The organism is Paracoccus sp. MC1862 (genome assembly GCF_016617715.1).
In the GTDB taxonomy this organism is placed as follows: Bacteria; Pseudomonadota; Alphaproteobacteria; order Rhodobacterales; family Rhodobacteraceae; genus Paracoccus.
Map to the genome: position 1 here is coordinate 1,006,884 of NZ_CP067225.1, position 24,288 is coordinate 1,031,171.

26 protein-coding genes and 1 pseudogene are annotated in these 24,288 nt (G+C 67.4%); 10 read left to right on the forward strand and 17 right to left on the reverse strand.

Going from position 1 to position 24,288, the window contains the following annotated elements:
- Positions 1–8 precede the first annotated feature (8 nt).
- Complete coding sequence (locus JGR78_RS05035; protein ID WP_182792494.1) at positions 9–233, forward strand: DUF1150 family protein; 225 nt, start codon at positions 9–11, stop codon at positions 231–233.
- Here the strand turns inward: JGR78_RS05035 and JGR78_RS05040 are convergent.
- The 4 genes from JGR78_RS05040 to trxB all read right to left on the reverse strand — a co-directional run bounded on the left by JGR78_RS05040 (position 220) and on the right by trxB (position 4,894).
- Positions 220–1,170, reverse strand: a complete 951-nt coding sequence (locus JGR78_RS05040; RefSeq protein ID WP_182804389.1) for a glycosyltransferase family 8 protein — start codon at positions 1,168–1,170, stop codon at positions 220–222. The genes JGR78_RS05035 and JGR78_RS05040 overlap by 14 nt on opposite strands.
- A complete protein-coding gene (locus tag JGR78_RS05045; protein WP_182792492.1) occupies positions 1,167–1,949 on the reverse strand; it encodes a hypothetical protein in 783 nt (260 codons plus the stop codon). Before JGR78_RS05045 ends, JGR78_RS05040 begins: the two co-directional genes overlap by 4 nt.
- A gap of 66 nt (positions 1,950–2,015) precedes the next feature.
- Complete coding sequence (locus JGR78_RS05050) at positions 2,016–3,728, reverse strand: bifunctional sulfate adenylyltransferase/adenylylsulfate kinase (RefSeq protein ID WP_182792491.1); 1,713 nt, start codon at positions 3,726–3,728, stop codon at positions 2,016–2,018.
- Positions 3,729–3,871: 143 nt separating this feature from the next.
- Positions 3,872–4,894 (reverse strand): thioredoxin-disulfide reductase, encoded by a 1,023-nt coding sequence (trxB, locus tag JGR78_RS05055; protein ID WP_182804390.1) that lies wholly within the window; start codon positions 4,892–4,894, stop codon positions 3,872–3,874.
- A gap of 315 nt (positions 4,895–5,209) precedes the next feature.
- On the opposite strand from trxB, the gene JGR78_RS05060 reads away from it, so the two are divergent.
- Positions 5,210–5,701 (forward strand): Lrp/AsnC family transcriptional regulator, encoded by a 492-nt coding sequence (locus tag JGR78_RS05060; protein ID WP_182804391.1) that lies wholly within the window; start codon positions 5,210–5,212, stop codon positions 5,699–5,701.
- On the opposite strand, the gene pgeF is transcribed toward JGR78_RS05060, so the two are convergent.
- Genes pgeF through lgt form a run of 3 tightly spaced genes read right to left on the reverse strand, consistent with a single transcriptional unit; the run spans position 5,691 to position 8,436 of the window.
- The gene (pgeF, locus tag JGR78_RS05065; protein ID WP_182804408.1) at positions 5,691–6,449 is read right to left on the reverse strand and encodes a peptidoglycan editing factor PgeF; all 759 of its coding nucleotides are present in this window, start codon (positions 6,447–6,449) and stop codon (positions 5,691–5,693) included. The two genes, JGR78_RS05060 and pgeF, sit on opposite strands and share 11 nt — an antisense overlap.
- A gap of 20 nt (positions 6,450–6,469) precedes the next feature.
- Positions 6,470–7,573 carry a class I SAM-dependent methyltransferase gene (locus JGR78_RS05070; RefSeq protein WP_182804392.1) on the reverse strand — a complete coding sequence of 368 codons (1,104 nt, stop codon included), beginning with the start codon at positions 7,571–7,573 and terminating at the stop codon, positions 6,470–6,472.
- Positions 7,570–8,436 (reverse strand): prolipoprotein diacylglyceryl transferase, encoded by an 867-nt coding sequence (gene lgt / locus JGR78_RS05075; RefSeq protein WP_182792486.1) that lies wholly within the window; start codon positions 8,434–8,436, stop codon positions 7,570–7,572. The genes JGR78_RS05070 and lgt overlap by 4 nt, the downstream gene beginning before the upstream one ends.
- 126 nt (positions 8,437–8,562) lie before the next feature.
- On the opposite strand from lgt, the pseudogene JGR78_RS18015 reads away from it, so the two are divergent.
- Together JGR78_RS18015 and JGR78_RS05085 are read left to right on the forward strand one after the other, a co-directional pair.
- A pseudogene (locus JGR78_RS18015) lies at positions 8,563–8,811 on the forward strand (accessory factor UbiK family protein); the annotation flags it as partial.
- Between the two features lie 290 nt (positions 8,812–9,101).
- Positions 9,102–9,599 (forward strand): hypothetical protein, encoded by a 498-nt coding sequence (locus JGR78_RS05085; RefSeq protein ID WP_182792484.1) that lies wholly within the window; start codon positions 9,102–9,104, stop codon positions 9,597–9,599.
- Here the strand turns inward: JGR78_RS05085 and JGR78_RS05090 are convergent.
- The gene (locus tag JGR78_RS05090; RefSeq protein ID WP_234450862.1) at positions 9,584–9,988 is read right to left on the reverse strand and encodes a helix-turn-helix domain-containing protein; all 405 of its coding nucleotides are present in this window, start codon (positions 9,986–9,988) and stop codon (positions 9,584–9,586) included. The genes JGR78_RS05085 and JGR78_RS05090 overlap by 16 nt on opposite strands.
- A 61-nt stretch (positions 9,989–10,049) precedes the next feature.
- Between JGR78_RS05090 and JGR78_RS05095 the strand changes: the two genes are divergently transcribed.
- Positions 10,050–10,634, forward strand: coding sequence for an NADPH-dependent FMN reductase (locus tag JGR78_RS05095; protein WP_182804393.1), 585 nt, complete (start codon positions 10,050–10,052; stop codon positions 10,632–10,634).
- Between the two features lie 56 nt (positions 10,635–10,690).
- Here the strand turns inward: JGR78_RS05095 and JGR78_RS05100 are convergent, their stop codons facing one another.
- Complete coding sequence (locus tag JGR78_RS05100; protein ID WP_182804394.1) at positions 10,691–11,299, reverse strand: hypothetical protein; 609 nt, start codon at positions 11,297–11,299, stop codon at positions 10,691–10,693.
- Positions 11,300–11,377: 78 nt separating this feature from the next.
- Positions 11,378–12,349: a cobaltochelatase subunit CobS gene (cobS, locus tag JGR78_RS05105; protein ID WP_182792561.1), complete on the reverse strand. Its 972-nt coding sequence runs from the start codon at positions 12,347–12,349 to the stop codon at positions 11,378–11,380.
- A 144-nt stretch (positions 12,350–12,493) separates the two neighbouring features.
- Here cobS and JGR78_RS05110 point away from each other — a divergent pair, with 144 nt between their 5' ends.
- A complete protein-coding gene (locus tag JGR78_RS05110) occupies positions 12,494–13,465 on the forward strand; it encodes a DUF808 domain-containing protein (protein WP_182792480.1) in 972 nt (323 codons plus the stop codon).
- 134 nt (positions 13,466–13,599) lie between these two features.
- Here the strand turns inward: JGR78_RS05110 and JGR78_RS05115 are convergent, their stop codons facing one another.
- From JGR78_RS05115 to JGR78_RS05135, 5 genes are all read right to left on the reverse strand, one after another.
- Entirely contained in the window at positions 13,600–13,800 is a 201-nt protein-coding gene (locus JGR78_RS05115; RefSeq protein WP_182792479.1) for a CsbD family protein, read from the reverse strand.
- 81 nt (positions 13,801–13,881) lie between these two features.
- On the reverse strand, positions 13,882–14,832 hold the full coding sequence (locus JGR78_RS05120) for a D-glycerate dehydrogenase (protein ID WP_182804395.1): 951 nt from the start codon (positions 14,830–14,832) through the stop codon (positions 13,882–13,884).
- Positions 14,832–15,182 (reverse strand): tRNA-binding protein, encoded by a 351-nt coding sequence (locus tag JGR78_RS05125; RefSeq protein WP_182792477.1) that lies wholly within the window; start codon positions 15,180–15,182, stop codon positions 14,832–14,834. The genes JGR78_RS05120 and JGR78_RS05125 overlap by 1 nt, the downstream gene beginning before the upstream one ends.
- Entirely contained in the window at positions 15,179–15,988 is an 810-nt protein-coding gene (gene proC / locus JGR78_RS05130) for a pyrroline-5-carboxylate reductase (RefSeq protein WP_182792476.1), read from the reverse strand. Before proC ends, JGR78_RS05125 begins: the two co-directional genes overlap by 4 nt.
- Positions 15,989–16,131: 143 nt before the next feature.
- Positions 16,132–16,635 carry a YbjN domain-containing protein gene (locus tag JGR78_RS05135; RefSeq protein ID WP_182792475.1) on the reverse strand — a complete coding sequence of 168 codons (504 nt, stop codon included), beginning with the start codon at positions 16,633–16,635 and terminating at the stop codon, positions 16,132–16,134.
- Positions 16,636–16,829: 194 nt separating this feature from the next.
- Here JGR78_RS05135 and JGR78_RS05140 point away from each other — a divergent pair, with 194 nt between their 5' ends.
- The 3 genes from JGR78_RS05140 (at position 16,830) to JGR78_RS05150 (ending at position 20,124) form a co-directional block, all read left to right on the forward strand.
- Positions 16,830–18,047 (forward strand): glutathionylspermidine synthase family protein, encoded by a 1,218-nt coding sequence (locus tag JGR78_RS05140; RefSeq protein WP_182804396.1) that lies wholly within the window; start codon positions 16,830–16,832, stop codon positions 18,045–18,047.
- A 4-nt stretch (positions 18,048–18,051) separates the two neighbouring features.
- Entirely contained in the window at positions 18,052–18,708 is a 657-nt protein-coding gene (locus JGR78_RS05145) for a DUF1190 domain-containing protein (RefSeq protein WP_182792473.1), read from the forward strand.
- Positions 18,709–18,897: 189 nt separating this feature from the next.
- A complete protein-coding gene (locus tag JGR78_RS05150) occupies positions 18,898–20,124 on the forward strand; it encodes an MFS transporter (RefSeq protein WP_234450863.1) in 1,227 nt (408 codons plus the stop codon).
- Here JGR78_RS05150 and xseA read toward each other — a convergent pair.
- Entirely contained in the window at positions 20,121–21,806 is a 1,686-nt protein-coding gene (xseA, locus tag JGR78_RS05155) for an exodeoxyribonuclease VII large subunit (RefSeq protein ID WP_182804397.1), read from the reverse strand. The genes JGR78_RS05150 and xseA overlap by 4 nt on opposite strands.
- Before the next feature lie 103 nt (positions 21,807–21,909).
- Here xseA and purD point away from each other — a divergent pair, with 103 nt between their 5' ends.
- On the forward strand, positions 21,910–23,172 hold the full coding sequence (gene purD, locus JGR78_RS05160) for a phosphoribosylamine--glycine ligase (RefSeq protein ID WP_182804398.1): 1,263 nt from the start codon (positions 21,910–21,912) through the stop codon (positions 23,170–23,172).
- Between the two features lie 39 nt (positions 23,173–23,211).
- Here the strand turns inward: purD and JGR78_RS05165 are convergent, their stop codons facing one another.
- Entirely contained in the window at positions 23,212–24,231 is a 1,020-nt protein-coding gene (locus JGR78_RS05165; protein ID WP_182792470.1) for a ribose-phosphate pyrophosphokinase, read from the reverse strand.
- Between the last annotated feature and the right edge of the window lie 57 nt (positions 24,232–24,288).

The following is a 24,288-nucleotide window of genomic DNA, read 5'->3' on the forward strand; positions in this document are numbered from 1 at the left end:
GGATCGCCATGAACATGAAACACGATTTTCCGACCGACGCCGGCAACACCGTCTATGTCCGCCGCGTGACGATGGAGAGCCTTCCCACCGAGGTGCGGATGCAGGCGCCCGAACTGGACGCGCTTTATGCCGTCCACGGCGTCGATGGCGAGCGCTTGGCGCTGGTCGCCGACCGCCGCCTCGCATTCGCCCTCGCGCGCCAGAACGAACTGGTGCCTGTCAGCGTCCACTGAGCGGCTGCGGGACACCGGCGGCAAGCCGGTGTTCCATGTCGCGGATCGCCCGCTCGACCTGCAGGCGGGCGCGGTATTTGGGGCGACCCAGCATCGCCCCTAGGATGACCTTGCGGCGCGTGTTCCATCCGGACAGGCGCCGCTTCCATCTTTCCTTGTCCAGCGGTGGCATCAGGTCGGCAATGGTGGCCGCATAGCTCTCCCACACCCGACCAAGGGGAACCCGCCCGGCCCAAGGCTTGAGCCCGACGACATAGTGGATCACCGCCGGGTCGCGCGGCAGGTCGGCAACCGTCCCATGGGCCGCCGGATCGGCATAGGTGTTGAAGCGCGCGGGCAAAGGCAGCACCCGGCCACGGGCGGCGAGGTTGAGGGCGCTCTGATCTTCGCTCCGCAAGGGACGGCTCGGGTCGGACAACAGCGCCCTGCAACGGTCGGCAAGGCCCTCGGCCCTCCAGGCGGGCAGGTTCATGACCAGAAGCCCCGCGTTGACATATTCCCCCCGCGGCATCCCCATGTCCGCCAGTTCGGGCGCGCTGGGGCTGGGGCACGGGACCGCGGCCAGCAGCGCATCATCAAGCGGCAGCCTTCCCAGCGGGGACAAGTCATCCGTCACGACCATGTCGCAGTCCATGTAGAGGACGCGATCCTCGTCGGGCATCAGCGCGGGGATCAGCAGCCGCAAATAGGTGCTGCGTGTCAGGTGCCCGCGCGTGACCGGCAGGTCGGCGAAGTCGTCCTCGTCGATCTCGATCCGCCTGACGGGGATGCCCAGCCGGGTGCCCAGCGCGTCGATGCGGGCGCGGTTCGCGGCCGAGATGCCATTGTCCAGCACCGTCGCCCTCAGCCCCGGCGTATGGGCCGCCGCCGAGGCGATCAGCACCAGCACCCCCGGCAAGTAGTTGTCGTCAGAACCGGTGACGAGATGCAGGCTCATGGATTGTCTTCCCAAGCGCGGCGCAGCCAGCCGGTGTCGCCGATGTGGCGATACCAGCGCCCGCCCCGACCGGCCAGCACATCGGCCATCTTGGGGCTGCCCGCAAACAGCACGATCCGCGCGTCCGCCGGGCACTCGGGATCGCGCAGGTAGCTCGCGGGTCCGCGCCTCACGCAGTCGTTCTTGAAGCTGACGCACCAACTGCGCGGCCAGTATCCCAACGCCCCCTGCCGGTGCAGGATGTCGCTGACCATCTGCTGCTCGTGCTCGTAGCGCCTGGCGGCCGCCTGCGGGTCGGCGACATAGGTCTCGACGATCTCGGGATGGGCGCCGATCTCGTAGCGGAAGACCGAGGTGTTGCCGACCATGTGCAGGAAGCGGTCGCGCGAGCGGTTCAGCCGCCGCAGGGGCTTGGGCCGGAACAGGTCGTCGTCGCGCAGGATCACGAAGCGGCCCGGATGGTCGAAGAACGGGCCGAGCGGCCCGACCACCACCAGATCGAGGTCCAGAAACAGCGCCGTGCCGGAAAGCCCGAAAAGATCGGGGTTGAACAGGGCAAGCTTGCGCCAGCGCGTATCCTGGTTGCCCGGCGGCATGTCGAGCGCGGGCAACGGATGGGCCTCGATCCGGGGATCAAGCCCGGCCGCGTCATCGGTGAAGCAGATGAAGCGGTGCGGCTGGTCCAGATGCCGCCGCACTCCTGCCGCAAGGTTGTTCACATCCGCCGCGCCGTAAAGCGTGCCCCATTTCATGGAAAGGATAAGGACGGGCTGTGGCATCCGGGGCTCGGGGACGAAAACGCCCTCCGGGTTGGACCGGAGGGCGGCATCTTGTCAATGAGTCGATCAGTTCAACCCGATCAGGCCCATCTGTTCCAGCTTCAGCAGCACCTGCTGGGCGGCGTAATCGACGTCCACCCCTTCGGTCTGGACGCGCAACTCGGGCGTCGCGGGTTCCTCGTAGGGGTCCGAGATGCCGGTGAACTCCTTGATCTTGCCTTCGCGGGCGAGCTTGTAGAGCCCCTTGCGGTCCCGGCGCTCGCACTCCTCAAGCGAGGTGGCGACATGGACCTCGATGAAGGCGCCGAACTGCTCGATCATCTCGCGCACCGCGCGGCGGGTGGCCGTATAGGGCGCGATGGGCGCGCAGATGGCGATGCCGCCGTTCTTGGTGATCTCGGACGCGACATAGCCGATGCGCTTTATGTTGATGTCGCGGTGTTCCTTGGAAAAGCCCAGTTCCGAGGAAAGGTGCTTGCGGACCACATCGCCGTCCAGCAGCGTCACGGGGCGCCCGCCCATCTCCATCAGCTTGACCATCAGGGCGTTGGCGATGGTGGACTTGCCGGACCCAGAAAGCCCGGTGAAGAACACCGTGAAGCCCTGCTGGTCGCGCGGCGGCGAGGTGCGGCGCAGCTGCGTCACGACCTCGGGGAAGCTGAACCACTCGGGGATATCCAGCCCCTCGCGCAGACGGCGGCGCAGCTCGGTGCCCGAGATGTCGAGGATGGTCGCGCCCTCCTCGACCTCGTCGCGGGGTTCATATTGGGCACGTTCCTGCACATAGACCATCTGTTTGAAATCGACCATCTCGATGCCGATCTCGTCCTGGTGCTGCCGGAACAGATCCTGCGCGGCGTAGGGGTCGTAGAAGTCCTGCCCCTGGCTGTTCTTGCCCGGCCCCGCGTGGTCGCGACCGACGATCATGTGGGTCAGCCCGTGGTTGCGGCGGATCATGCCGTGCCATACCGCCTCGCGCGGGCCGCCCATCCGCATCGCAAGGTTCAGCAGCGACAGATGCGTGGTCGCCTGCGGGTATTTGTCCAGCACGGCCTCGTAGCAGCGGACGCGGGTGAAATGGTCCACGTCGCCCGGCTTGGTCATGCCGACGACCGGGTGGATCAGCAGGTTCGCCTGCGCCTCGCGCGCCGCGCGGAAGGTCAGTTCCTGATGGGCGCGGTGCAGCGGGTTGCGGGTCTGGAAGGCCACGATGCGCCGCCAGCCCATCTTGCGGAAGAAGGCGCGCAACTCGTTCGGCGTGTCGCGGCGGGCGCGGAAGTCGTAATGCGTCGGCGGCTGGATGCCGGTGATCGGCCCACCCAGATAGACCGGACTCGCGACGTTGTGCAGGTAGTTGACCGCCGGATGCGCCACGTCGTCGGCCCCAAAAACCTTTTCGGCCTCGCGCTTCTTGTTCGGCACCCATTTGTCGGTGACCGACAGGATGGCGAGGATCACGCCCTCCTGGTCACGAAGCGCGATGTCGGTGCCCGGCTCGATCTTGTCGGCAAACTCCTGGCTCACGTCCAGGGTGATCGGCATCGGCCACAGCCCGCCCGAGGACAGGCGCATGTTCTCGACCACGCCGTCATAATCGGCCTCGGTCAAAAAACCCTTGAGTGGGTGGAAGCCGCCGTTCATCAGCAGCTCGACATCGCAAAGCTGGCGCGGCGTCAGGTCCCAGGACGGCATGTCGCCGGCGTCCGCCTTGAGCTTCTGCGCCGAGTCGGCGTTGACATAAAGTTCCGGGATCGGCGCGAGGTTCGGCGGCTGGGTCATCTTACACTCGATGGTTCGTGACATGGCGCTGCACCGCGCAACAGGCTCACGGTGTGCGCCCGCCCCTTAGCCCCAAGGCCAGTCTTCTGCAACCTGCGGCCGAGCCGAGGGCTGGGTTTCGCTTAACGCATGGCTGGCGGGTGTCACCCGTCGGCCACTTGCGGCTGGGGAAGCTCGGTCGCGGTGGCGGGCGTGGTCGTGCCCTGAGCCAGACCCTGCGCGGCCAGCCACTGCTCGGCGTCCAGCGCCGCCATGCAGCCCATGCCGGCGCTGGTGATGGCCTGCCGATAGGTGTCGTCGGTCAGGTCGCCCGCAGCGAAGACGCCGGGAACCGAGGTGCGGGTGCTGCCCGGCTCGACCTTCACATAACCGCCATCGCGCAGTTCAAGCTGGCCCTTGACCAGTTCGGACGCGGGCGAGTGGCCGATGGCGATGAAGACGCCGTCGCCGCCGACCATGCGGGTGCTGCCATCCCCGGTCGAGCGCAGCAGCACGCCGGTCACGCCAAGCGGCTGGTCGGTGCCGGTGATCTCGGCAATCTCGTGGTTCCAGATGACCTCGACCTTGGGGTGCTTGAACAGGCGGTCCTGCAGGATGCGCTCGGCCCGCAGGCTGTCGCGGCGGTGGACCAGCGTCACCTTGCTGGCGAAGTTGGTCAGGAACAGCGCCTCCTCGACAGCGGTATTGCCGCCGCCGACGACGATCACCTCGCGGCCGCGATAGAAGAAGCCGTCGCAGGTCGCGCAGGCGCTGACGCCGAAGCCTTGGAAGCGGCTTTCGCTGTCCAGCCCCAGCCAGCGCGCCTGCGCCCCGGTGGCAAGGATCAGCGCATCCGCCGTCAGCCGCGCGCCGCTGTCGCATTCCAGCACGAAGGGTCTTTGCGACAGGTCGAGCCGCGTGACGGTGTCCGAGACGATCCGCGCGCCCATCTCGCGCGCATGGTTTTCCATCCGCAGCATCAGGTCGGGACCCATGACCGAGGCATCGCCCGGCCAGTTCTCGACATCGGTGGTGATGGTCAACTGGCCGCCGGGCTGGATGCCCTGAATCAGCAGCGGCACAAGCATGGCGCGGGCGGCATAAACAGCGGCGGTATAACCCGCAGGGCCGGAACCGATGATGATGAGCCGGTGATGCGTCGGCAGGGTCTCGGCGGTCTGGGTCACGGGCGGGCCTCATGGATGCGTGTTCCGCCCGAGTTAACCCCGCCCGCCCCGCGGTTCAACCGCAAGGGCCTGTGGGGCCTGGTCGGATCGCCGGACTGCCTGCTGCCTGTGCTTCACCCTTCCTTGCCGAAAGAAAAGAACTCCCTCCCCCATGTTCCAGCATTTCTGACTGGAGCCAAATACCTCCACCGGAGGCAGGCCGGACCGCACGGCCCGGTCTTCCGCAACGGCGCAAACCCTCAGGCCACGAAACAATGTTGCGAACCGAAGCTGCGGAAGATAGGAAAGCTGCGATTTCCCTTTATCGGATACATCATGGCTGGCGCCCGGCTGGACGACATCGACCGACGCATTCTCAAGGAACTGCAGGCCGACGGCCGAATGACGAATGTCGAACTGGCGCGCCGCGTCGGCATCTCGGCCCCTCCCTGCCTGCGCCGCGTCCGCACGCTCGAGGAGCAGGGCTTCATCCGCGGCTACCACGCCGACGTGGACCCGCGCAGCCTCGGCTTCGAGGTGCAGGTCTTCGCCATGGTCCGCCTGCACAGCCAGTCCGAACGCGACCTGACCGCCTTTGAAAGGCGTGCCCGCGAATGGGCGCTGGTGCGCGAATGCCACATGCTGAACGGCGAGATCGACTTCATACTGAAATGCGTGGCCCCCGACCTGTCCACCTTCCAGCGCTTCCTGACCGACCAGTTGACGGCGGCCGAGAACGTGGCCAGCGTCAAGACCAGCCTCGTCATCCGCTGCGCCAAGGACGAGCCGGGCGTGCCCTTCGAACTGATCGAGCGCGTCAGAGCGTGATGGCCGAGAGCAGCCGCCCGTAATCCGCCGCGCCTTCGTGCGTGGAACGGCGATAGCTGAAGAAGCGGTCGGGGTCGGAATAGGTGCAGTGGCGTGTCCATTCGGCCTCGACCTCCAGATCGCGCAGGACAGACAGGCCGAAGCCCGGCAGGTCGAACATGGGCCGTCCATTCGGCCCGCCTGCGAAGAAGCGGGCATGGCCGTCGTCCTCTGTCAGGAAGCGGTCCATGAAGTCCTCGCCGACCTCATAGGCGCGCTGGCTAATGCAGGGGCCGATGACGGCGCGGATGTCCGTGGCGCCCGCGGCCTTCATGGCGGCGACGGTTTCCTGCAGGATGCCGTCCAGCGCGCCTTTCCATCCCGCATGGGCGGCGGCGATCACGCCCGCCTCGGGGTCGGCAAACAGGATCGGCTGGCAGTCGGCGGTCAGCACCGCGATGGCGATGCCGGGGATGGTGCTGACGATGGCGTCGGCCTCGGTCATCGCCACGGCCTCAAGGTCGTCGCCTTCGGTCAGTGTCACGACCTGCGCGGAATGGGTCTGGTAGACCGTGGCCAGCCGGTCGGGGCCAACGCCCAGCGCCTCGGCCACGCGGGCGCGGTTGATGGCCACCATGTCGCGCTGGTCCGTGGACCCTCGCCCGCAGTTCAGCCCCGAGAACAGGCCCGAGGAGGCCCCGCCCTTGCGGGTGAAGAACCCGTGGCGGATCGGCTGCAGCGAGGGGTGCGTCAGGATTTCCAGCGTCATCGGATCGTCCCGCAATTGCGTCATGATCGGGGGGCGAGGCCGGGCTGTCCGGCAGTCGCAGAGGCTTGGGTCGGGGCGGCGGCCGGCAAGGGCCTGAACCCCGCCGGCGGCGGAAGATGGCGCGGCCAGACGGCCATCGCCTTGAACAGGTGGCCCATCTCGGCCGCGTCGGTCAAGCGGTGAAGCGCGGCTTCAGCCCCCGCATCGCCAGCCGCGGCAAGCCGCGCCGCCCGTGCCTCGATCCCCAGGGCGCGCAACCAGTCGCCCTGCCGCTCGGGTGCGGATGCCGCAGCACCCGCCCGGATCGCCGCACCCGCAAGCGGAGCAAAATCGACATGCGCGGTCAGGTCGGCTTCCCCCGGATGGGTGAGGATGCCCTCGGGCGCGTGGCGGCGCAGCGCCTGCAGGCTGTCGCCCTTGCCGTCCCAGGTGCCGTAATCGACCACGATCGCCACGCCGCCATGCACGGCGAGGCGCTGGGCCACGGTGGACATGATGGCGGTCCCCTCGGCGCAGATCTCCCAGATCTCGCCCTCCGGCGCCGCGCGGGGCAGCGCGACCGGCGCAGCAAGCGCCAGGGTCAGCGCGCCGCTGTCGTCCAGCGTCACCATGCGCTCGGCCCAGCCACCCTCGGCGCGCTGCATCTGGCGGATCGGCAGGGCGTCGAAGAACTCGTTGGCGACCAGGAACAGCGGGATCTCGGGCAGGTCCGCGACCGAGGAAAGATGCGTGATCTCGCCCAGCCGCTTGCGCTGGACCTGCCGCAGATGCGGCGAGGTTTCGACCAGCGTCACCCGCGCTGCATCGTGAAAGCCCGGCACCCGGCGGGTCGCCCGCAGCAGGTCCGCCATCAGCGTCCCCCGCCCCGGGCCCAGTTCCGCCAGCGTGAAGGGGGCGGGCGAGCCCTGATCCAGCCAGGCCTGCGCCAGCGCAAGGCCCACCAGTTCCCCGAACATCTGACTGATCTCGGGCGCGGTGGTGAAATCCCCTTGGGCGCCAAAGGGGTCGCGGGTGGCGTAATAGCCGTGATCCGGGTGCATGAGGCAGAGCCGCATGTAGTCGTCCAGCCCCATCGGCCCCTCGGCGGCGATCCGGCCTGCGATGATGCGGCCCAGCGGCGTCATCTCCGCAACGTCCAGAGGACGAAGCCCAGGCCCACCGCGATCATCGGCAGCGACAGAAGCTGCCCCATGGTGATGCCCCAGACCGGCCCGCCGAGGACATGGCCCCAAGGGTTGTCAGGCGTGACGAACTGCGCGTCGGCCTGCCGGAAGAACTCGACCACAAAGCGCGCAAGCCCGTAGCCCGCGAGGAACACGCCCAGCACGAGACCGGGCCGTGCGAGGCCGCCGCGGCGGACAAGCAGAAACAGCACCAGCCCCAGCAGCAGCCCTTCCAGCCCTGCCTCGTAAAGCTGGCTCGGGTGGCGGGCGCAGAGGCCCTCGACGCCGGGGCAGTCCTGCGCGGCCTCGCCGGGAAAGATCACGCCCCAGGGCGCATCGGTAGGACGACCCCAAAGCTCGGCGTTGATGAAATTGGCGATGCGGCCGAGGAACAGCCCCACGGGGGCCGCGACTGCCAGCGCATCGGCCAGCCGCAGGGGCGCGATGCCGTTCTTCCGCGCATAGGCCCAGGCGGCCAGCACGACGCCCAGGAAGCCGCCGTGGAACGACATGCCGCCCTGCCAGACCTTGATGATCTCGGCCGGGTTCGCAAGGTAATAGGCTGGCTCGTAGAACAGGACGAAGCCCAGACGCCCGCCGAGGATCACGCCGACGACGACCCAGGTCAGCAGTTCCTCGACCGCGCCGGGGCGCATGGGGGCGGTGCCGCCCCACAGATGCGGGCGGCGCATCAGCGTGGCGATCATCCACCAGCCCAGCAGCAGCCCGACCAGATAGGCCATCGCATACCATCGCAGGGCGAATTCCCGCCCTGCGATGGTGATGGTGAAGATGTCGGGAGAGATCTCGGGGAAAGGGATCATGGGGGCCTCGCGCGTGCCGGGGCTGCTTGGCTGCGCGTGCCGGGGGTGTCAACCGGCGCGCGGGACATTGAAGCCGGGGGCGGGGGCCGTCATATTGAGCCTACCGCCTTGCGAGAGGATTGCGCGATGACCACCCACAGCAGCGGCCCAGGCCGCTTTTTCGACGATGTGTCCAAGCTGATGACCAACGCCATGGGCGTGGCGCAGGGGGCCAAGGACGAGGCCGAGACCGCCATGAAGGGCTGGGTGGACCGCTGGCTCGCCGACCGCAACCTCGTCACCCGCGAGGAATTCGACGTCGTGCGCGAGATGGCGATCAAGGCCCGGGCCGAGAATGCCGAGCTGCGGGCGATGATTGCGGGCATGAGCGGACAGGCAGGCGGCCCGGACAAGGATGAAGCGCCCCATGTCTCCGAGGCGGACGCGCCGGCGGGCAACATGAACCCGCCGGATGTCGGGGATGTGAACACGGGCGACGCGCCGCATGTCAGCGAGGTTGAAGCTCCGGCGGCGGACATGAACCCGCCGAAAACCGCGGATTCCGACAAGGGCTGAAGATAGCCCCGCAACAGGCGGACGGCAGGCTTCGGCCCGCCGTCCGCCAGAAGGCACGAACCTTGCGGCCCCGTCCTGCGTTCGGGATGCAAACCGCCTGAGGAGTCGTGATGCGCGCCCTTTCCGCCACCCTAGTCCTGTTCGCCCTGCCCGCCTTTGCACAGGATTGCCAGCCCGCCGTGGATGCCGCCTGGCGCAAGGGCTTCACCGAGGGGGTCGATGCGGTGAACGCCCAGCTGGGTGCCGTCACCGCGAAGATGCAGCAGGACGTGCAGGCGCAGGTGAACGCCCAGCTTTCCCAGCTTGAGGAACGCCGCGTGCGCGAGCTGGAACAGCAGCTTGGCGCTGCACAGGCACAGGCCCTGGCCGAACAGGGACCGGTGCGGGCCGAAGGGATGCCGCAACTGCCGCCGCTGATCGTGGCGCCGGGGGGTGGGGTCGCGCCGATGCTGCCACCGGGGATGGCGGCGGCAACCGGGATCACCCAGCGCCCCGCTTCGCCCGGGGACCCCGCGGCCCTGCCTCCCGGGACGACCATCACCATCACCGATCCGCAGAAACTTCCGCCCGAGTTGTTCCGCGCGCTGATGGACTATGCCGCGCGCTGAGCCTCACGCTGATCATAGGCCGCCCGCGCCGCGTCGATGCAGTCGGCATGGGTGATCGTCCAGTCCGACAGCGCGGTGATGGGACCGAACAGGTCCTCTCCCATCGCCGTCAGCGCATATTCCACCTGCGGCGGCGTGCTGGGAGTCACCTTGCGGCTGACCAGTCCGTCGCGTTCGAGGTTCCGCAGCGTTCGCGTCAGCATCTTCTGCGAGATGCTGCCCAGTTCCCGCCGCAGGGCCGAGAAACGACGGGGGCCGTTCCCCAGCGCTCGCACCACCAGCAGCGTCCACTTGTCGCCGATCCGCGACAGCATCTCGCTGATGCGGTGGCAGGTGCCGCTGTCGTGAGTATCCCATGGTTTCATCGAGGTGCCTTCTTGCGGGGTCATCCCCCAGTCTCTAACTGATCCGTAGTATCTTCTGGAAACCAAGTTAATCATGGAGACCACAATGTCCAAGCCCAAGATCGCCGTCATCATCGGCTCGACCCGCAAGGCGCGCTTCGCGGACAAGCCTGCCGCCTGGCTGATGGAGAAGGTCAAGGACCACCCCGAGCTTGACTTCGAATTGGTCGACCTGCGCGACTATGACCTGCCCTTCTTCGACGAGGCGGCCTCGAACGCCTGGGTGCCCTCGCAGGACCCGCGCGCGGTGCGCTGGCAGCAGAAGGTGGCCGAGTTCGACGGCTATCTGTTCGTGCTGGCGGAGTACAACCACTCGATGCCCGCCTCGGTGAAGAACGCCTTTGACCAGGACTACGTGGGCTGGAACCGCAAGCCGATCGGGGCGCTGGCCTATGGCTCGATGGGCGGGGCGCGGTCGCTTGAGCATCTGCGCAACGTCGCGGTGGAATTGCAGATGGTGCCGCTGCGGAACGCCGTCCACATCGGCGGGTCCGAGTTCTTCAAGGTCTGGAGCGGCGGTCAGGATGAGCCGATCAGCGAGATCGAGGGCGTGTTGGAAGGCTCGCTGAAGGGGATGCTGGAGGAACTGGTCTGGTGGACCAAGGCGACGAAGGCGGCGCGGGAAGCCTAGTATTATAGGTGTGCAGGCTGTTTCTTAGAGACCCTGCACACCTATCATCTTATACATCAAAATCCGGAGAAAGTCGAAAAACTCTCCACCTTTCCGCGCCATGGAATACCGGATGGAACCTTTCTGCACCCAAAATTTTGCTTTGGATTGATACTTGCAGTCGCATCTCTATGCTCAAGATACATCTTGGCTATATCAACTTGAGCTTTCGTGAATTCATGTCCATACTTCCTCGAGAATTCCAAAGGAGTGGCGGGAAGAGCATCATCAATCATCTGATTGGTAAACTTCAATCCATGAAAAACCAATTCACGCTCGTCAAGCGTGTTTAAACATAGGCTATAAGACTCTCCAGACCCTATTACTCGGTCACTCAAGTCGAAGGCTTCGGCGCACTCCGCGCGACTATAATCTTCATCATGCGCATACGCCAGAAACTTTACCGAAGTAATGTCCTCTTCAGAACTATTGTAAATCGTGACCTGTAGTGGATGAGATGAGCTGCACTGAGCACTTCTATACAACACCTCAATATAAACAGGCTCACCCGATCCCTTTCCGAGCACCGCCCCCAAGCTGAAATTGAGGTGGGTATTGGCAGTCGCGGAAAGCGGAATGGCTGCGCCTAAAAGTGTCAAAAGTCCGCTCCAACGCCGAAATTTCACTCGTTCGCTCCTGTAGATCCAAAGTATCTGCCGAATAGAGATCGGTAGTACATTGAAATAGTAGCCGCGAGCACTGATTCACCCCGCCTTCGCGGCCGCACTCTCCGGCAGTTCCTCGTCGAACAGGCGCTGGTAGAACTCGGCGACCGTCTGGCGTTCCAGTTCGTCGCATTTGTTCAGGAAGGTCAGGCGGAAGGCATAGCCCACGTTGTCGAAGATGCGGCTGTTCTGCGCCCAGCTGATGACCGTGCGGGGCGACATGACCGTGGACAGGTCGCCCTGCATGAAGGCCGTCCGCGTTAGGTCGGCCAGAGTCACCATCTGCGCCACGCACTTCCGGCCCTTTTCGGTGTTCATCTGCGGCACCTTGGCCAGCACGATGGCGACCTCGGCGTCATGGGACAGGTAGTTCAGCGTCGCCACGAGGTTCCAGCGGTCCATCTGGCCTTGGTTGATCTGCTGGGTGCCGTGGTAGAGGCCGGTCGTGTCGCCCAGGCCCACGGTGTTCGCGGTGGCGAACAGGCGGAAATAGGGGTTAGGCGTGATGACCTCGTTCTGGTCCAGAAGGGTCAGCTTGCCTTCGGCCTCCAGCACGCGCTGGATCACGAACATCACGTCGGCGCGGCCCGCGTCGTATTCGTCGAAGACGATGGCGGTGGGGTTGCGCAAGGCCCAGGGCAGGATGCCTTCGTGGAACACGGTGACCTGCTTGCCGTCCACCAGCTTGATCGCGTCCTTGCCGATCAGGTCGATCCGCGACACGTGGCTGTCCAGGTTCACGCGGACGGTCGGCCAGTTCAGGCGGGCGGCCACCTGCTCGATATGGGTGGATTTCCCGGTGCCATGATAGCCCTGGATCATCACCCGGCGGTTATAGGCGAAGCCCGCCAGAATCGCGAGGGTGGTATCGGGGTCGAACTTGTAGGTCGGGTCCAGTTCCGGCACGCGGTCGCTGCGCTCGGAGAAGCCCTTGACCTTCATGTCGCTGTCCACGCCGAAGACGTCGCGGACGTCGATCTCCTCGGTCGGTTTCGCGTTCTGCTCCAGCATGGCCATCGCCCGGTCCCCCTTTGGTCCATCCGGCCGGTGATGGAACATCCTTTGGCCGCGCGCAAGGCGTGATGCCCCCGCATGATCGAACCGAAACCCCGCTGCCCGCGTTCGCCAGCACGCAGGATTGCAGAAGAGGCGGGGATGAGCGGGCTGATCGCATTATTGGACGACGTGGCGGGGATAGCCAAGGTCGCGGCGGCATCGGTGGACGATGTCGCAGGCATGTCCGCCAAGGCGGGGATGAAGGCCGCGGGCGCCGTCATCGACGACGCGGCGGTGACGCCGAAATACGTCCACGGCTTCGACGCGGAACGCGAGATCCCCATCGTCTGGCGCATCGCCAAGGGCTCGATCTTCAACAAGGTGGTGATCCTGCTGCCGATCGCGCTGATCCTGTCCGAGTTCGCGCCCGGGGCGATTACGCCCCTGCTGATGATCGGCGGCGCCTATCTGTGCTTCGAGGGCGCCGAGAAGGTCTGGCACGCCATCAGCCCGCACGACCCCCACGACAGCTATGAAGGCGAGGAGGTCGGCGACCCCTGCCAGCTTGAGGAATCCAAGGTCAAGGGCGCGATCAAGACCGACTTCATCCTGTCGGCCGAGATCATGACCATCGCGCTGTCCACCATTCCGCCGGATCAGGGGCTGGTCATGCGCGCCGTGGTCCTGCTGGCGGTGGCCGTGGGGATCACCGTGGCGGTCTATGGCGCGGTTGCGCTGATCGTGAAGGCGGACGACTATGGCATGTCGCTGGCCCGCACGCGGGAAGGTTTCCTGCAGACTGCCGGACGGCGGATCGTCAAGGCGATGCCGGGCTTCATGAAGGCGCTGACCATCGTGGGGACGGCCGCGATGCTGTGGGTCGGCGGCAACATCGTGCTGCACGGGCTGGATACGCTGGGCTTCGGCCTGATGTACGACACCATCCATCACTGGTCCGATTTCGCCGCCCATGCCGTGCCTGCGGCGCAGGGCTTCGTCGGCTGGGCTGTGACGGCCTTCTTCGACGGGCTGTTCGGGCTGGCGCTGGGTCTGGCGCTGATCCCCCTGTCCAAGAACGTCCTTGCGCCGCTATGGCGCGGCGGACAAAGGATGCTGGGGCGCGAGGCATAAGACGCCTCCTTGACCGCCACAACGAAAAGGGGCGTCTTGGACGCCCCATACTCGTTACATCGCGCAATACTCGTCAAAAAAAATCGAGGGTGCCCTTGGGCACCCCCTTTCCTCGTCAACCTCGGACTATCCGCTCAGCTGTTGCGGCGGACGAAGTCGTTCATCTTCTCGTCGACCTCGGTCTTGGCCCAGCCATAGCGTTCCTGCAGCTTCCCGGATAGCTTGTCGCGGTCGCCGTTGATCTGCGTCAGATCGTCGTCGGTCAGATCGCCCCACTGCTGCTTGACCGATCCCTTCATCTGGTCCCACTTGCCCTGGATGATATCCCAGTTCATCGGATGACCTCCTTTATTGCGTCGCTGCATCAACGTGCAGCCAACCTTCGAGTTCCAAAGGAGATTTTTCACGAAATCGTGTCAGGCCACCCGGTCAGGCGGAGCCTCGCCCCGGAAGAAGGCCGTCAGGTTCCCCAGCGCCCGCAGGGCCATGTCGGTGCGGACTTCCTCGGCGGCCGTGCCCAGATGCGGCAGCAGCACGACGTTCTCGCGGTCGCGCAGCGCCTCGGGCACCAGAGGCTCGCGCTCGTAGACGTCGAGGCCGGCACCGGCAAGCTTTCCCGCCTCCAGCGCCGCGATCAGTGCGGCCTCGTCCACCACGTCGCCCCGCGCGATGTTGATCAGGATCGCGCCCGGCTTCATCGCGGCAAGCTCGGCCGCGCCGATCAGGTGGCGGGTCGAGGCGCCGCCGGGCACCGCCGCGACCACGATATCCGCCTGCGCCAGCAGATCCGGCAGCGGCACCTGCCGCGCGGGCAGGTCCAGCCCCGCGACGGTCGAGCGGTTGTGGAAGATCACCGGCGTCCCGAAGCCGAGATGCCCCCGCCGGGCGATGGCCTGCCCGATCCGGCCCATGCCGATGATCCCCAGGGTGCGCCCGGTGACATGCATCCCCAGCATTTGGGTCGGGTGCCAGCCCGTCCACCGGCCCGCGCGGACCAGCCGCTCGCCCTCGCCCGCGCGGCGGGCGGTCATCAGAATCAGCGTCAGCGCGATGTCGGCAGTGGCGTCCGTCACCACGTCCGGGGTGTTGGTCACGACGATGCCTGCGGCTTTTGCGGCCGCGATGTCGATATGGTTGAAGCCCGCGCCGAAATTCGCAAGCACCTTCGTGCGTCGTTCGGGCGTGGCAAGCACCGTTGCGTTGAAGGGATCGCCCAGCGTCGGGATGATGGCGTCGTTCTCGCGCAGGGCAGCGGCCGCCTCATTCTCGGTCAGCGGCGTGGTCTCGTCGCGGAACGTCGCGTCGAAGGCGTCCGAGATCGCCTGTTCGGCGGCGGCGGTCATGCGTCGGGTGACGAGCAGGCGCATCAGTACATCCTTCCTCCGTTCGGGACCGGGCTGTCAGGGCCGATCAGGACCACCTGTCCGTCCGCATCCGGCAGACCAAGGACCAGCACGTCCGAGAGGAACTTGCCGATCTGGCGCGGGGGGAAGTTGACCACCCCCAGCACCTGCTGCCCGATCAGGGCGGCAGGCTCGTAATGGCGGGTGATCTGGGCGGAACTGCGGCGCTCTCCGATTTCGGGGCCGAAATCGATCCACAGCTTGATCGCGGGCACCCGCGCTTCCGGGTAGGGTTCGGCGCGCAGGATGGTGCCCACGCGGATATCCACGCGGGCGAAATCGTCAAAGGTGATCTGCGGGGCGGCTGCGCTCATCTGCCAAGCTCCCGCCCCCGTTCGGCGGCGGCGGCCACCGTGCGGCGCATCAGGGGTCCAAGGCCGGTTTCCGGGTCCATCAGGTGCGACAGCCCCGCCGCCGTCGTCCCGGCGGGCGAGGTCACCGCCTCGCGCAGCCGGGCCGGGTCGCCGCCCTCGTGCATCGCCAGCGCCCCTGCCCCCGCCACCGTCGCGCGGGCGAGATCGAGCGCGAGACCGGCGGGCAGCCCCTCGGCCTCGCCTGCCGCGGCAAGGGTTTCGATCAGGTGGAACACATAGGCAGGGCCAGAGCCTGAAACGGCCGTCACCGCGTCCATCTGCGATTCATCGCTCAGGCGGACCACGCGCCCGACCGCCGACAGGAGCGATTCGGAAAGCGCCAGCGCGGCTTCGTCCGCCCGCTCGTTACCGATGATCGCGGTGATCCCCTGCCCGATGGCGGCCGGCGTGTTGGGCATCGCCCGCACCACCGGCGCGCCCGGAAAGGCGCGGCCATAGGCATCAAGCGTCACCCCGGCGGCCACCGACAGCACCAGCCGGTCCCCGGAGGCTGTCGCGGAAAGATCCGACAGCACCGGCCTCATCATCTGCGGCTTGACCGCCAGCACCACGACCGCCGGATCGCCGGGCATTGGACCCTCGACCGAAACGCCCCGGTCGCGCACCCAGTCGGGGACATTCGGATCTACGACGCGCACCCCCGCCGGTGCGAGCCCGCGCGCAAGCCAGCCCTGCAGCAGCGCCCCGCCCATCCGGCCGCAACCGACAAGCACGAGCCCTCTTTCATTCAGATGCGTCAGATCCATGTGCCCCTCTTTCACCGGGGAAGGGGTAACGATCAGGGCGACGCTGTCCAGAGGCACCTGCTTGCCGCGATGCCGGACCGGCGCCCTGCCCGGACCTCGGTATATTTCCAGACAGAAGATGCCCGTGGGGTCGCGCCGGGCATTCAGGCCCTGCCGGCGGGTTCGGCGATGGCGATGCCCATGGCGTCACGCGGCGCAATCTCGCAGCGGCAGGCAAGCTGGAAGGCCGGGTAGAAACGTTCCGAGTTCTCGATGGCGCTGCGGATCATGCGGTCGATCTGCTCGGGCGTGGCAACCGTACCGCCCGCAAGCACCAGCCCATAGCGCCAGACCATCTGCCGGTGCTGCGCCCAGAACGAGAACCCGCCCTCCCACACCGCGTCGTTGGCAAGGTTCAGCGCCTCGTGAAGCGCGCCCATTCGCGCCTCGGGCGGGTCCAGGTCGAAGCTGCAGATCAGCCGCAGCACCTCGTCCCGTTCCGACCAGGCGAGCGTCAGCGCATAGATCCGCCACAGCCCCTCGACCGTCATTGCGATCTGGTCGTCCGCCAGCCGGGCGAAATCCCAGTCGCGGCGGGCGGCGACCGCCTCGACCAGGTCGATGGGATGGCTTTCGTCGCCGAGAAGGTCGTGATCCGGTTGCGCCATGTGCCTGTTCCTGCGCCGAAGGGCGGGGATATCTCAAGCTGTTGTGCTTGCCACCACTGTCTGAGGCAAGAGGCTGGTTCGCCACAATATCATGTCGATGCCGTTTCGCAGCGCCTGACGCCCGGTTTTGCCGCCCTTGCATCCCCCCGCCCTGCTTGCCACATCGGAACGATGACCAGCGGAACGCCCGATTGATGCAGAAACTTTCCCTTCCCGAACGCCCCGGCTGGCGCGAACGTGCCAAAGAACTGGGCTTCACCTTCGCCGACATGAACGGCGAACCCTATTGGGACGAAACCTCGGCCTATCGCTTTACCCTGCGCCAGATCGAGGAGGATATCGAGGCCCCCGGCAGCGAGCTGCACGGGATGTGCCGCGAGGCGGTGGCACATGCCGTCACGTCCGAGGAATGGCTGACCCGGCTGGAGATCCCCCGCGCGCATTGGGACTTTGTCGAACGCAGTTGGGCCAATGGCGAACCTGAGCTTTATGGCCGGTTCGACCTCGCCTATGACGGCAAGGGTCCGGCGAAGCTGCTGGAATACAACGCCGACACGCCGACCTCGCTGTATGAATCCGCCTCCTTCCAATGGCTGTGGTTCGAGGAAAGCCGGGACGCGGGGGGGCTGGGTCCGAACACCGACCAGTTCAACCGCATCCACGAGGCGCTGACCGAACGCTGGGCCGCCATCTGTGTGCCGGGCGAGGATGTCCATTTCGCCGCCGACAAGGAAAACCCCGAGGATTACGCCACCGTCGAGGCGCTGGCCTGGGCCGCGCGCGAGGCCGGGCTTGGCGCGCATTTCACCGATCTCGCGAACATTGGTATCACCGATCAGGGGCAGCTTGCCGACGACCACGACCGGGTGATCGGGACGCTGTTCAAGCTTTATCCGTGGGAAGACATGCTGCGCGATGAGTTCGCGCCGAATCTGCAGCCTTCGCAGACCCGCTTCATCGAGCCGCCGTGGAAGGCGCTTCTTTCCAACAAGGGGCTGCTGCCGCTGCTGTGGCACCTGTTCCCCGATCATCCCAACCTGTTGCCGGCATTCTTTCAGTCAGACCTTGAAGCCGCGCGCCGGGGTGAGGACACGCTCTTCGCCCAGGCGATTGCCGCCGCCGAGCCGCTGCTGGCGCAGGGCCATGTCACCAAGCCCATCTTCTCGCGCGAGGGTGCGGGCGTCGTCATCCACGAGGCCGGGCGGGAAACCGACCGCGCACCGGACGACAGCTACTCGCACCACCCCCAGGTCGTGCAGGCGCTCGCGGCGCTGCCCGACTTCGAGGGTTTCCACCCCGTCCTCGGCGCCTGGATCGTGGGCGAGGACTGCGTGGGGTTGGGCATGCGCGAGGATCGCGCCCGGATCACCCACAACCTGTCGCGCTTCAAGCCGCATTTCATCGAAGGGTAAGGCCATGACCGATCTCGCTGACCGCCCCGAAGAGGCCTCCGCGCCCCGCCGCAAGCGCTCGCGCCATGTCGCGCTGCTGCTGGCAGGAGCGGCCGTCCTGACGCTGGCCGCCTGCGAGGACGACGCGGTGGACGCGCAGGCCTTCCCCGACCTGGACAGTTGCCTTGCCGCCGCGCAGACGGATGGGCTGTGGTTCACCGCCGATGACTGCCGCACCCAGTTCGCCGCCGCCGAGCAGACCCATCTGGAAACCGCCCCCCGCTATGAATCGCGCGAGTTGTGCGAGGAGGAGCATGGCGCGGGCGCCTGCGGGGCCGACCCTGCGGCGGGCGACCCGGCGGCACAGCAGCAGGGCGGCGGCGGCTTCAGTTTCATGCCGCTGCTGGTGGGCTACATGATGGGGTCGATGCTGTCGCGCGGCGGCGGCGTCTTCAGCCAGCCGATGGTGCGGACGCCGGGCGGCTATTCGACGCCCTCGGGCAACCAGACCTTTGCCAGCAACAGCGGCTCGGGCCGCGTTCCGGCGCAGGCCTTCAACCGCGCGCCCACGACCATCGGCCAGCAGCCGATGAGCCGCGCGCAGGTCGCCCAGCGCGGCGGCTTCGGTGCAGGCGCCACGGCCCGGACGGCGACGGGCGGAAGCCGCGGCTTCGGGGGGTGACGGCAGACCACAGCCGCCCCTATTGCAGCCTTGCCGTTCATGGCCGACAAGGCGCGCGATGCGGCTTGCGCGGAAAGGGCTTGCAATGAACTCGGTCAGCCAGTCTGCCCCTGTCGGCGGGATCGGCGCTTTCCGCGGCTGGAGCCTGCCTGAGAGCATCGTCGCCCGCTCTGCAGGCGGTCATTCCCGTTGACGGCAGCGGTCGAGGACAGCCCGGCCAACCGTCGCCGGGCTTGGTCCAACGTCGCGGTGCTGACGCTGGCGCAGGGCATCCTCGGCGCGCAATTGTCGATGATCTTCATCACCGCCGGGCTGGCCGGGGCGATGATCGCGCCGAATCCCTGCTTTGCCACGCTGCCGGTGTCGATGGTGATGCTGGGCTCGGCCGTCTCGGCGCGGTTCCTGTCGGGCTTCATGGCCCGGCACGGACGACGCGCGGGCTTCACCATTGCCTCGTTGATCGCCGCCATCGGGGCGGGGATCGCCTTTGCGGGGCTGGAACGCGGCAGCTTTGCGCTGTTCACGCTCGGCTGCACGCTGATCGGGGCGCAGATGTCGGCGCAGGGCTTCTACCGCTTCGCCGCTGCTGATGTCGCGCCCGCGGCCCTGCAGCCGAAGATGATCAGCCTCGTGCAGGCGGGCGGGCTGGTGTCCGCGCTGATCGGTCCCCGGATCGCCACCGTCACCGCCGAGGCGAGCGCGATTCCCTTTGCCATGACCTTCGCAGCCATCATCGGGATCAACCTGCTCGGTCCCTTCATCTACGCGCTGCTGCGTATCCCGGTGGCCCCGCAAGCGCGGGCGGGGAGCGCAGGCGGGCGCAGCCTCGGCGAGATCCTGCGGACCCCGGGGATTGTGGTGGCGATGATCTGCGGGACCGTCAGCTATGCGCTGATGAACCTGGTGATGACCTCGACGCCGCTGGCGATGGTCGGCTGCGGCTTTGCGACCGCCGACGCCGCCAACGTCACTGCCGCGCATATGGTGGCGATGTTCGCGCCCGCCTTCTTCACCGGTAACCTGATCGCTCGCTTCGGGGCCGAGCGGATCGTGACGCTGGGGCTGGTGATCCTCGCAACCGCCGGGGCGTTCGCGCTCAGCGGAGTGGAACTCGACCACTTCTACATTGCGCTGATCCTGCTGGGGCTGGGCTGGAACTTCGGCTTCATCGGGGCGACGGCGATGCTGACCGCGCAGCACACGCCCGAGGAACGCGGCCGGGTGCAGGGCATCAACGACACCATCGTCTTCGGCGGGGTGTTCCTTGCCTCGCTGTCCTCGGGGGCGCTGATGGGCTGCGCGGGCGGGACGGCGCAGCAAGGCTGGTCGGCGGTCAACATGATGATGCTGCCCTTCCTGACGCTGGCCGGCGGAGCGCTGATCTGGATGGCCCTGCGCCCGCGCGACACGCGCTAGAACAGCGAGCCCTGTGCCGGCGGCTTCTTCTTCGGCGCGCGGCGGGACGTGGGTGCGGCCCCTTCGGGATGCACGGCCACGCGGCCGTCGTGGAACTCGATCTCAAGCGCGGCGGCCTTGCCCGCCACGCTGGCCGAGGTGACCAGCCCCTCTGGCCCCCGGACGATGGCAAAGCCGCGCCGCAGGGTCTCGGCATGGCCGAGCGTCTGCCGCAGCCGGTCCAGCGTTTCAAGCTCCTCCCGCCGTTCGGCCGTCAGCACAGGCCCGAGCGCGTCAAGCCGTCGCCCGGCCTCGTCCATCCGTGCCCGCCCTTCGGTCTGCCGGCGTTGCAGCCGGGCCTGCGCCGTGTCGAGCCGCAGGGCCGCCGCCTGAAGCCGCTGCGCTGCCAGCGAGGTGGCGCGCCGGATCACCGGATCAAGACGAGGCGCCGCGCCCGCAAGCCTGCGTGCCGCCGAGACCTGCGCCATCCGCACCGCGCCGGGCCGCACCACCGGCAGCGCCGCGCGCCTGCGCTGCTGGTCGCGGGCTTGCGCCTGATCCAGGCCGCGCCCTGCCCGTTCCACCGCCGCGCGGCGGTCGGCCATGAAACCGCGCAGGGCAAACAGCGGCAGGTGCAGCGCCTCGATGCTGCGGCGGCGGTCGCGGGTGAAGGCGCGCAACACCGGCTCCAGCCGCGGGGCGGTCAGGTCCAGCCGCTGCCGCGCCGGGTCGGTCAACGCCTGCGGACGGCCCAGCGCGCGGCCGAGGTCGCCCAGCCGCTGGGTGGAACGGTCCAGCCGCGCGCGGGTGCAGCGCAAAAGCCGCGCCTGCGTCTCGGTCAGCCGCGCGGCAAGGTCGGCCAGCACCGGGACCGCCATCTCGGCCGCGGCCGTGGGCGTGGGCGCCCGCAGGTCGGCGGCATGGTCGATCAGTGTCGTGTCCGTCTCGTGTCCCACGGCCGAGATCAGCGGGATCGTGCCCGCCGCGACCGCGCGGACCACCGCTTCGTCGTTGAAGCCCCACAAATCCTCGACCGAGCCACCGCCGCGGGCCACGATGATGAGGTCGGGGCGCGGCACCGGCCCTCCGGGCTGGATCGCATTCAGCCGGGTGATCGCGTCGGCGACCTGCGGGGCGCAGGCGGTGCCCTGCACGGCCACTGGCCAGATCAGCACCCGGCTGGGAAAGCGGTCGCGCAGCCGGTGCAGGATGTCGCGGATCACCGCGCCCGAAGGCGAAGTCACGACCGCGATCACTCCCGGCAGGTAAGGAATGGGCCGCTTGGCGGATGCGTCGAACAGCCCCTCGGCGGCCAGCGCCTTGCGGCGGCTCTCCAGCATCGCCATCAGCGCGCCGAGACCCGCCGGTTCCACCTGCTCGACGATCAACTGATACCTGGACTGGTTGGCGAAAGTCGTCAGCCGGCCGGTGACGATGATCTCCATCCCCTCTTCGGGACGATGCGCCAGTCGTCCGGCCTGCCCCTTCCAGCAGACCGCGGCGATGCTGGCATTGTCGTCCTTGAGGTCAAAGTAAAGATGCCCCGAGCCGGGCCGGGATACCCGCCCGACCTCTCCCCTCACGCGGACGCGGCCGAACTCGCCCTCGATCACGCGCTTCACCGCGCCCGAGATCTCGGAAACCGACAGGGCGGGGGCGTTGTTGCCTGCCGCTGCAGGGGCGTCGTCTTCGAACAATTCCATGCGCCGAACATGGACCGGCACGGCCACGGGGACAAGCTGCGGCCAGTCGCTTGCCGCCCCTGTCCTGTCGCCCTAAAGCGGGCGAAAGCAGAAGGGGCCTTGCATGAACATCCTGATCCTCGGCGGCGGGGGGCGCGAACACGCGCTTGCCTGGGCGATCCGGCAGAACCCGAAATGCGACCGGCTGATCGTGGCGCCGGGCAATGCGGGAATCGCGGAAATCGCCCGCTGCGCGGAGCTTGCCATCGAGGACGGCGCCGCAGTCGCGGGCTTCTGCGAGGAACATGCCATCGACCTCGTGGTGATCGGCCCCGAGGCGCCCCTGGCCGCAGGCGTGGCCGATGCGCTGCGGGCGGCCGGGATCGCCGCTTTCGGGCCGTCGCAGGCGGCGGCTCGGCTGGAGGCGTCCAAGGCCTTCACCAAGGAAATCTGCGACGCCTGCGGCGCGCCGACCGCCACCTGGGCGCGGTTCACCGAGGCCGGGCCGGCCCGCGACTACATCCGCCGCATGGGGGCACCGATCGTCGTCAAGGCGGACGGCCTTGCCGCCGGTAAGGGCGTTACCGTCGCCATGACGGAAGACGAGGCGATCGACGCAATCGACGCGGCCTTCGGCGGAGCATTCGGCGCGGCGGGCGCCGAGGTGGTGATCGAGGAGTTCATGGAAGGCGAGGAGGCGAGCTTCTTCGTCCTCGTCGATGGCACCACCTGCCTGCCAATCGGCACCGCACAGGATCACAAGCGGGTTGGCGAAGGCGACACCGGCCCCAATACCGGCGGCATGGGGGCCTATTCCCCCGCCCCGATCCTGACGGCGCAACTGCAGGCGCAGGTCATGGCCGAGATCATCCAGCCGACAGTGGACGAGATGGCGCGGCGTGGGATGCCGTTCCAAGGGGTCCTCTACGCCGGGCTGATGATCCGCGACGGCCGGGCGCGGCTTGTGGAATACAATGTCCGCTTCGGCGACCCGGAATGTCAGGTGTTGATGATGCGGCTGGGGGCGCAGGCGCTGGACCTGATCCATGCCTGCGCGGAATCGCGGCTGGACAGCGTGTCGGTGACTTGGGCCGACGATCATGCGCTGACCGTGGTGCTGGCGGCCAACGGCTATCCCGGCGACTATGCCAAGGGGGCTGCCATCCGCCTGCCCGAAGACCTGGCAGAAACCTCCTCGGCCATGATCTTCCATGCGGGCACGGCGGAACGGGGCGGGCAGTTGATCTCGGCCGAGGGCCGGGTGCTGAACGCCACCGGCCGAGGGGCCTCGCTGGCCAAGGCCCGCGACCGCGCCTATGCGCTGGCCGAGGCCGTGGACTGGCCGCAGGGCTTCTTCCGCCGCGACATCGGCTGGCGAGCCCTCTGACGAAGAAGGGTGCGGGGAAACCACGCACCCTGCGAGCCCTCACACCGCCGAATACATCCCCTCATAGATCGGCTGCAGCGTTTCCAGCTCGAACAGCGAGGATACCGAGGTGCCGTTCCAGGTGGACATGATCGCCTGCGCGAACAAGGGCGCGGTCGGGACGATGCGGATGTTGCGGGCGTTCTTGACCGACTCGGGCTGAGTGATCGAGTCGGTGATGACCAGCGACTTCATGATCGATCCCTCGATCCGCTCAACCGCAGGCCCCGACAGGACGCCATGGGTGATATAGGCATGGACCTCGGTGGCGCCGTGGTCCGAAAGCAGTTGCGCGGCCTTCACCAGCGTTCCGGCGGTGTCGCAGATGTCGTCCACGATGATGCAGGTCTTGCCCGCCACTTCGCCGATCACCGTCATGTCGGCGATCTCGCCCGCCTTCTCTCGCCGCTTGTCGACGATCGCCAGCGGCGCGTCGATCCGGGCCGCGATCTCGCGCGCCCGCGCCACGCCGCCCACGTCGGGCGAGACGATCATCAGGTCGTCCATGCGGCCCTTGAAATGGTGCATGATGTCCAGAGAGAAGATCGGCGCCGCATAGAGGTTGTCCACGGGGATGTCGAAGAACCCCTGGATCTGGGTCGCGTGCAGATCCAGCGTCAGCACACGGTCCACCCCGGCTTCGGTCAGGATGTTGGCCACCAGCTTGGCGCTGATGGGCGTGCGGGCCTTGGCGCGGCGATCCTGCCGCGCATAGCCGAAATAGGGGATCACGGCGGTGATGCGGTTGGCCGAGCTGCGGCGCAGCGCGTCGGCCATGATCAGCAGCTCCATCAGGTTGTCGTTCGCGGGGTTCGAGGTGGACTGGATGATGTACATGTCCTCGCCGCGAACGTTCTCGTAGACCTCGACGAAGATTTCCTGGTCGTTGAAGCGCTCGACGCGCGCGTTCACCAAGTCCACGTTCATGCCGCGGTGCATCGACATCCGCCGTGCGATTCCGGTGGCCAGCGGGCGATTCGCGTTGCCCGCGATCAGCTTGGGTTCGGTCATGGCAGGCATCGGAATCCTTGATGGCTAGGGCCGCCCGGCCGGGAATCGCCGGATTGCGCCCCGATT

Bases quoted from the DNA above. Each gene is read 5' to 3' on its own strand.
- purD (WP_182804398.1), top strand. From the start codon at position 21,910: ATGAACATCCTGATCCTCGGCGGCGGGGGGCGCGAACACGCGCTTGCC.
- JGR78_RS05095 (WP_182804393.1), top strand. From the start codon at position 10,050: ATGTCCAAGCCCAAGATCGCCGTCATCATCGGCTCGACCCGCAAGGCG.
- JGR78_RS05145 (WP_182792473.1), top strand. From the start codon at position 18,052: ATGACCGATCTCGCTGACCGCCCCGAAGAGGCCTCCGCGCCCCGCCGC.
- pgeF (WP_182804408.1), bottom strand. From the start codon at position 6,449: ATGACGCTGGAAATCCTGACGCACCCCTCGCTGCAGCCGATCCGCCAC.
- xseA (WP_182804397.1), bottom strand. From the start codon at position 21,806: ATGGAATTGTTCGAAGACGACGCCCCTGCAGCGGCAGGCAACAACGCC.
- JGR78_RS05165 (WP_182792470.1), bottom strand. From the start codon at position 24,231: ATGCCTGCCATGACCGAACCCAAGCTGATCGCGGGCAACGCGAATCGC.
- JGR78_RS05035 (WP_182792494.1), top strand. From the start codon at position 9: ATGAACATGAAACACGATTTTCCGACCGACGCCGGCAACACCGTCTAT.
- JGR78_RS05085 (WP_182792484.1), top strand. From the start codon at position 9,102: ATGCGCGCCCTTTCCGCCACCCTAGTCCTGTTCGCCCTGCCCGCCTTT.
- proC (WP_182792476.1), bottom strand. From the start codon at position 15,988: ATGGATCTGACGCATCTGAATGAAAGAGGGCTCGTGCTTGTCGGTTGC.
- JGR78_RS05125 (WP_182792477.1), bottom strand. From the start codon at position 15,182: ATGAGCGCAGCCGCCCCGCAGATCACCTTTGACGATTTCGCCCGCGTG.
- lgt (WP_182792486.1), bottom strand. From the start codon at position 8,436: ATGATCCCTTTCCCCGAGATCTCTCCCGACATCTTCACCATCACCATC.
- JGR78_RS05060 (WP_182804391.1), top strand. From the start codon at position 5,210: ATGGCTGGCGCCCGGCTGGACGACATCGACCGACGCATTCTCAAGGAA.
- JGR78_RS05110 (WP_182792480.1), top strand. From the start codon at position 12,494: ATGAGCGGGCTGATCGCATTATTGGACGACGTGGCGGGGATAGCCAAG.
- JGR78_RS05135 (WP_182792475.1), bottom strand. From the start codon at position 16,635: ATGGCGCAACCGGATCACGACCTTCTCGGCGACGAAAGCCATCCCATC.
- JGR78_RS05070 (WP_182804392.1), bottom strand. From the start codon at position 7,573: ATGACGCCGCTGGGCCGCATCATCGCAGGCCGGATCGCCGCCGAGGGG.
- cobS (WP_182792561.1), bottom strand. From the start codon at position 12,349: ATGCTGGAGCAGAACGCGAAACCGACCGAGGAGATCGACGTCCGCGAC.
- JGR78_RS05040 (WP_182804389.1), bottom strand. From the start codon at position 1,170: ATGAGCCTGCATCTCGTCACCGGTTCTGACGACAACTACTTGCCGGGG.
- JGR78_RS05120 (WP_182804395.1), bottom strand. From the start codon at position 14,832: ATGCGCCTGCTCGTCACCCGACGCATGACCGCCGCCGCCGAACAGGCG.
- JGR78_RS05045 (WP_182792492.1), bottom strand. From the start codon at position 1,949: ATGCCACAGCCCGTCCTTATCCTTTCCATGAAATGGGGCACGCTTTAC.
- JGR78_RS05140 (WP_182804396.1), top strand. From the start codon at position 16,830: ATGCAGAAACTTTCCCTTCCCGAACGCCCCGGCTGGCGCGAACGTGCC.
- JGR78_RS05115 (WP_182792479.1), bottom strand. From the start codon at position 13,800: ATGAACTGGGATATCATCCAGGGCAAGTGGGACCAGATGAAGGGATCG.
- JGR78_RS05090 (WP_234450862.1), bottom strand. From the start codon at position 9,988: ATGACCCCGCAAGAAGGCACCTCGATGAAACCATGGGATACTCACGAC.
- JGR78_RS05050 (WP_182792491.1), bottom strand. From the start codon at position 3,728: ATGACCCAGCCGCCGAACCTCGCGCCGATCCCGGAACTTTATGTCAAC.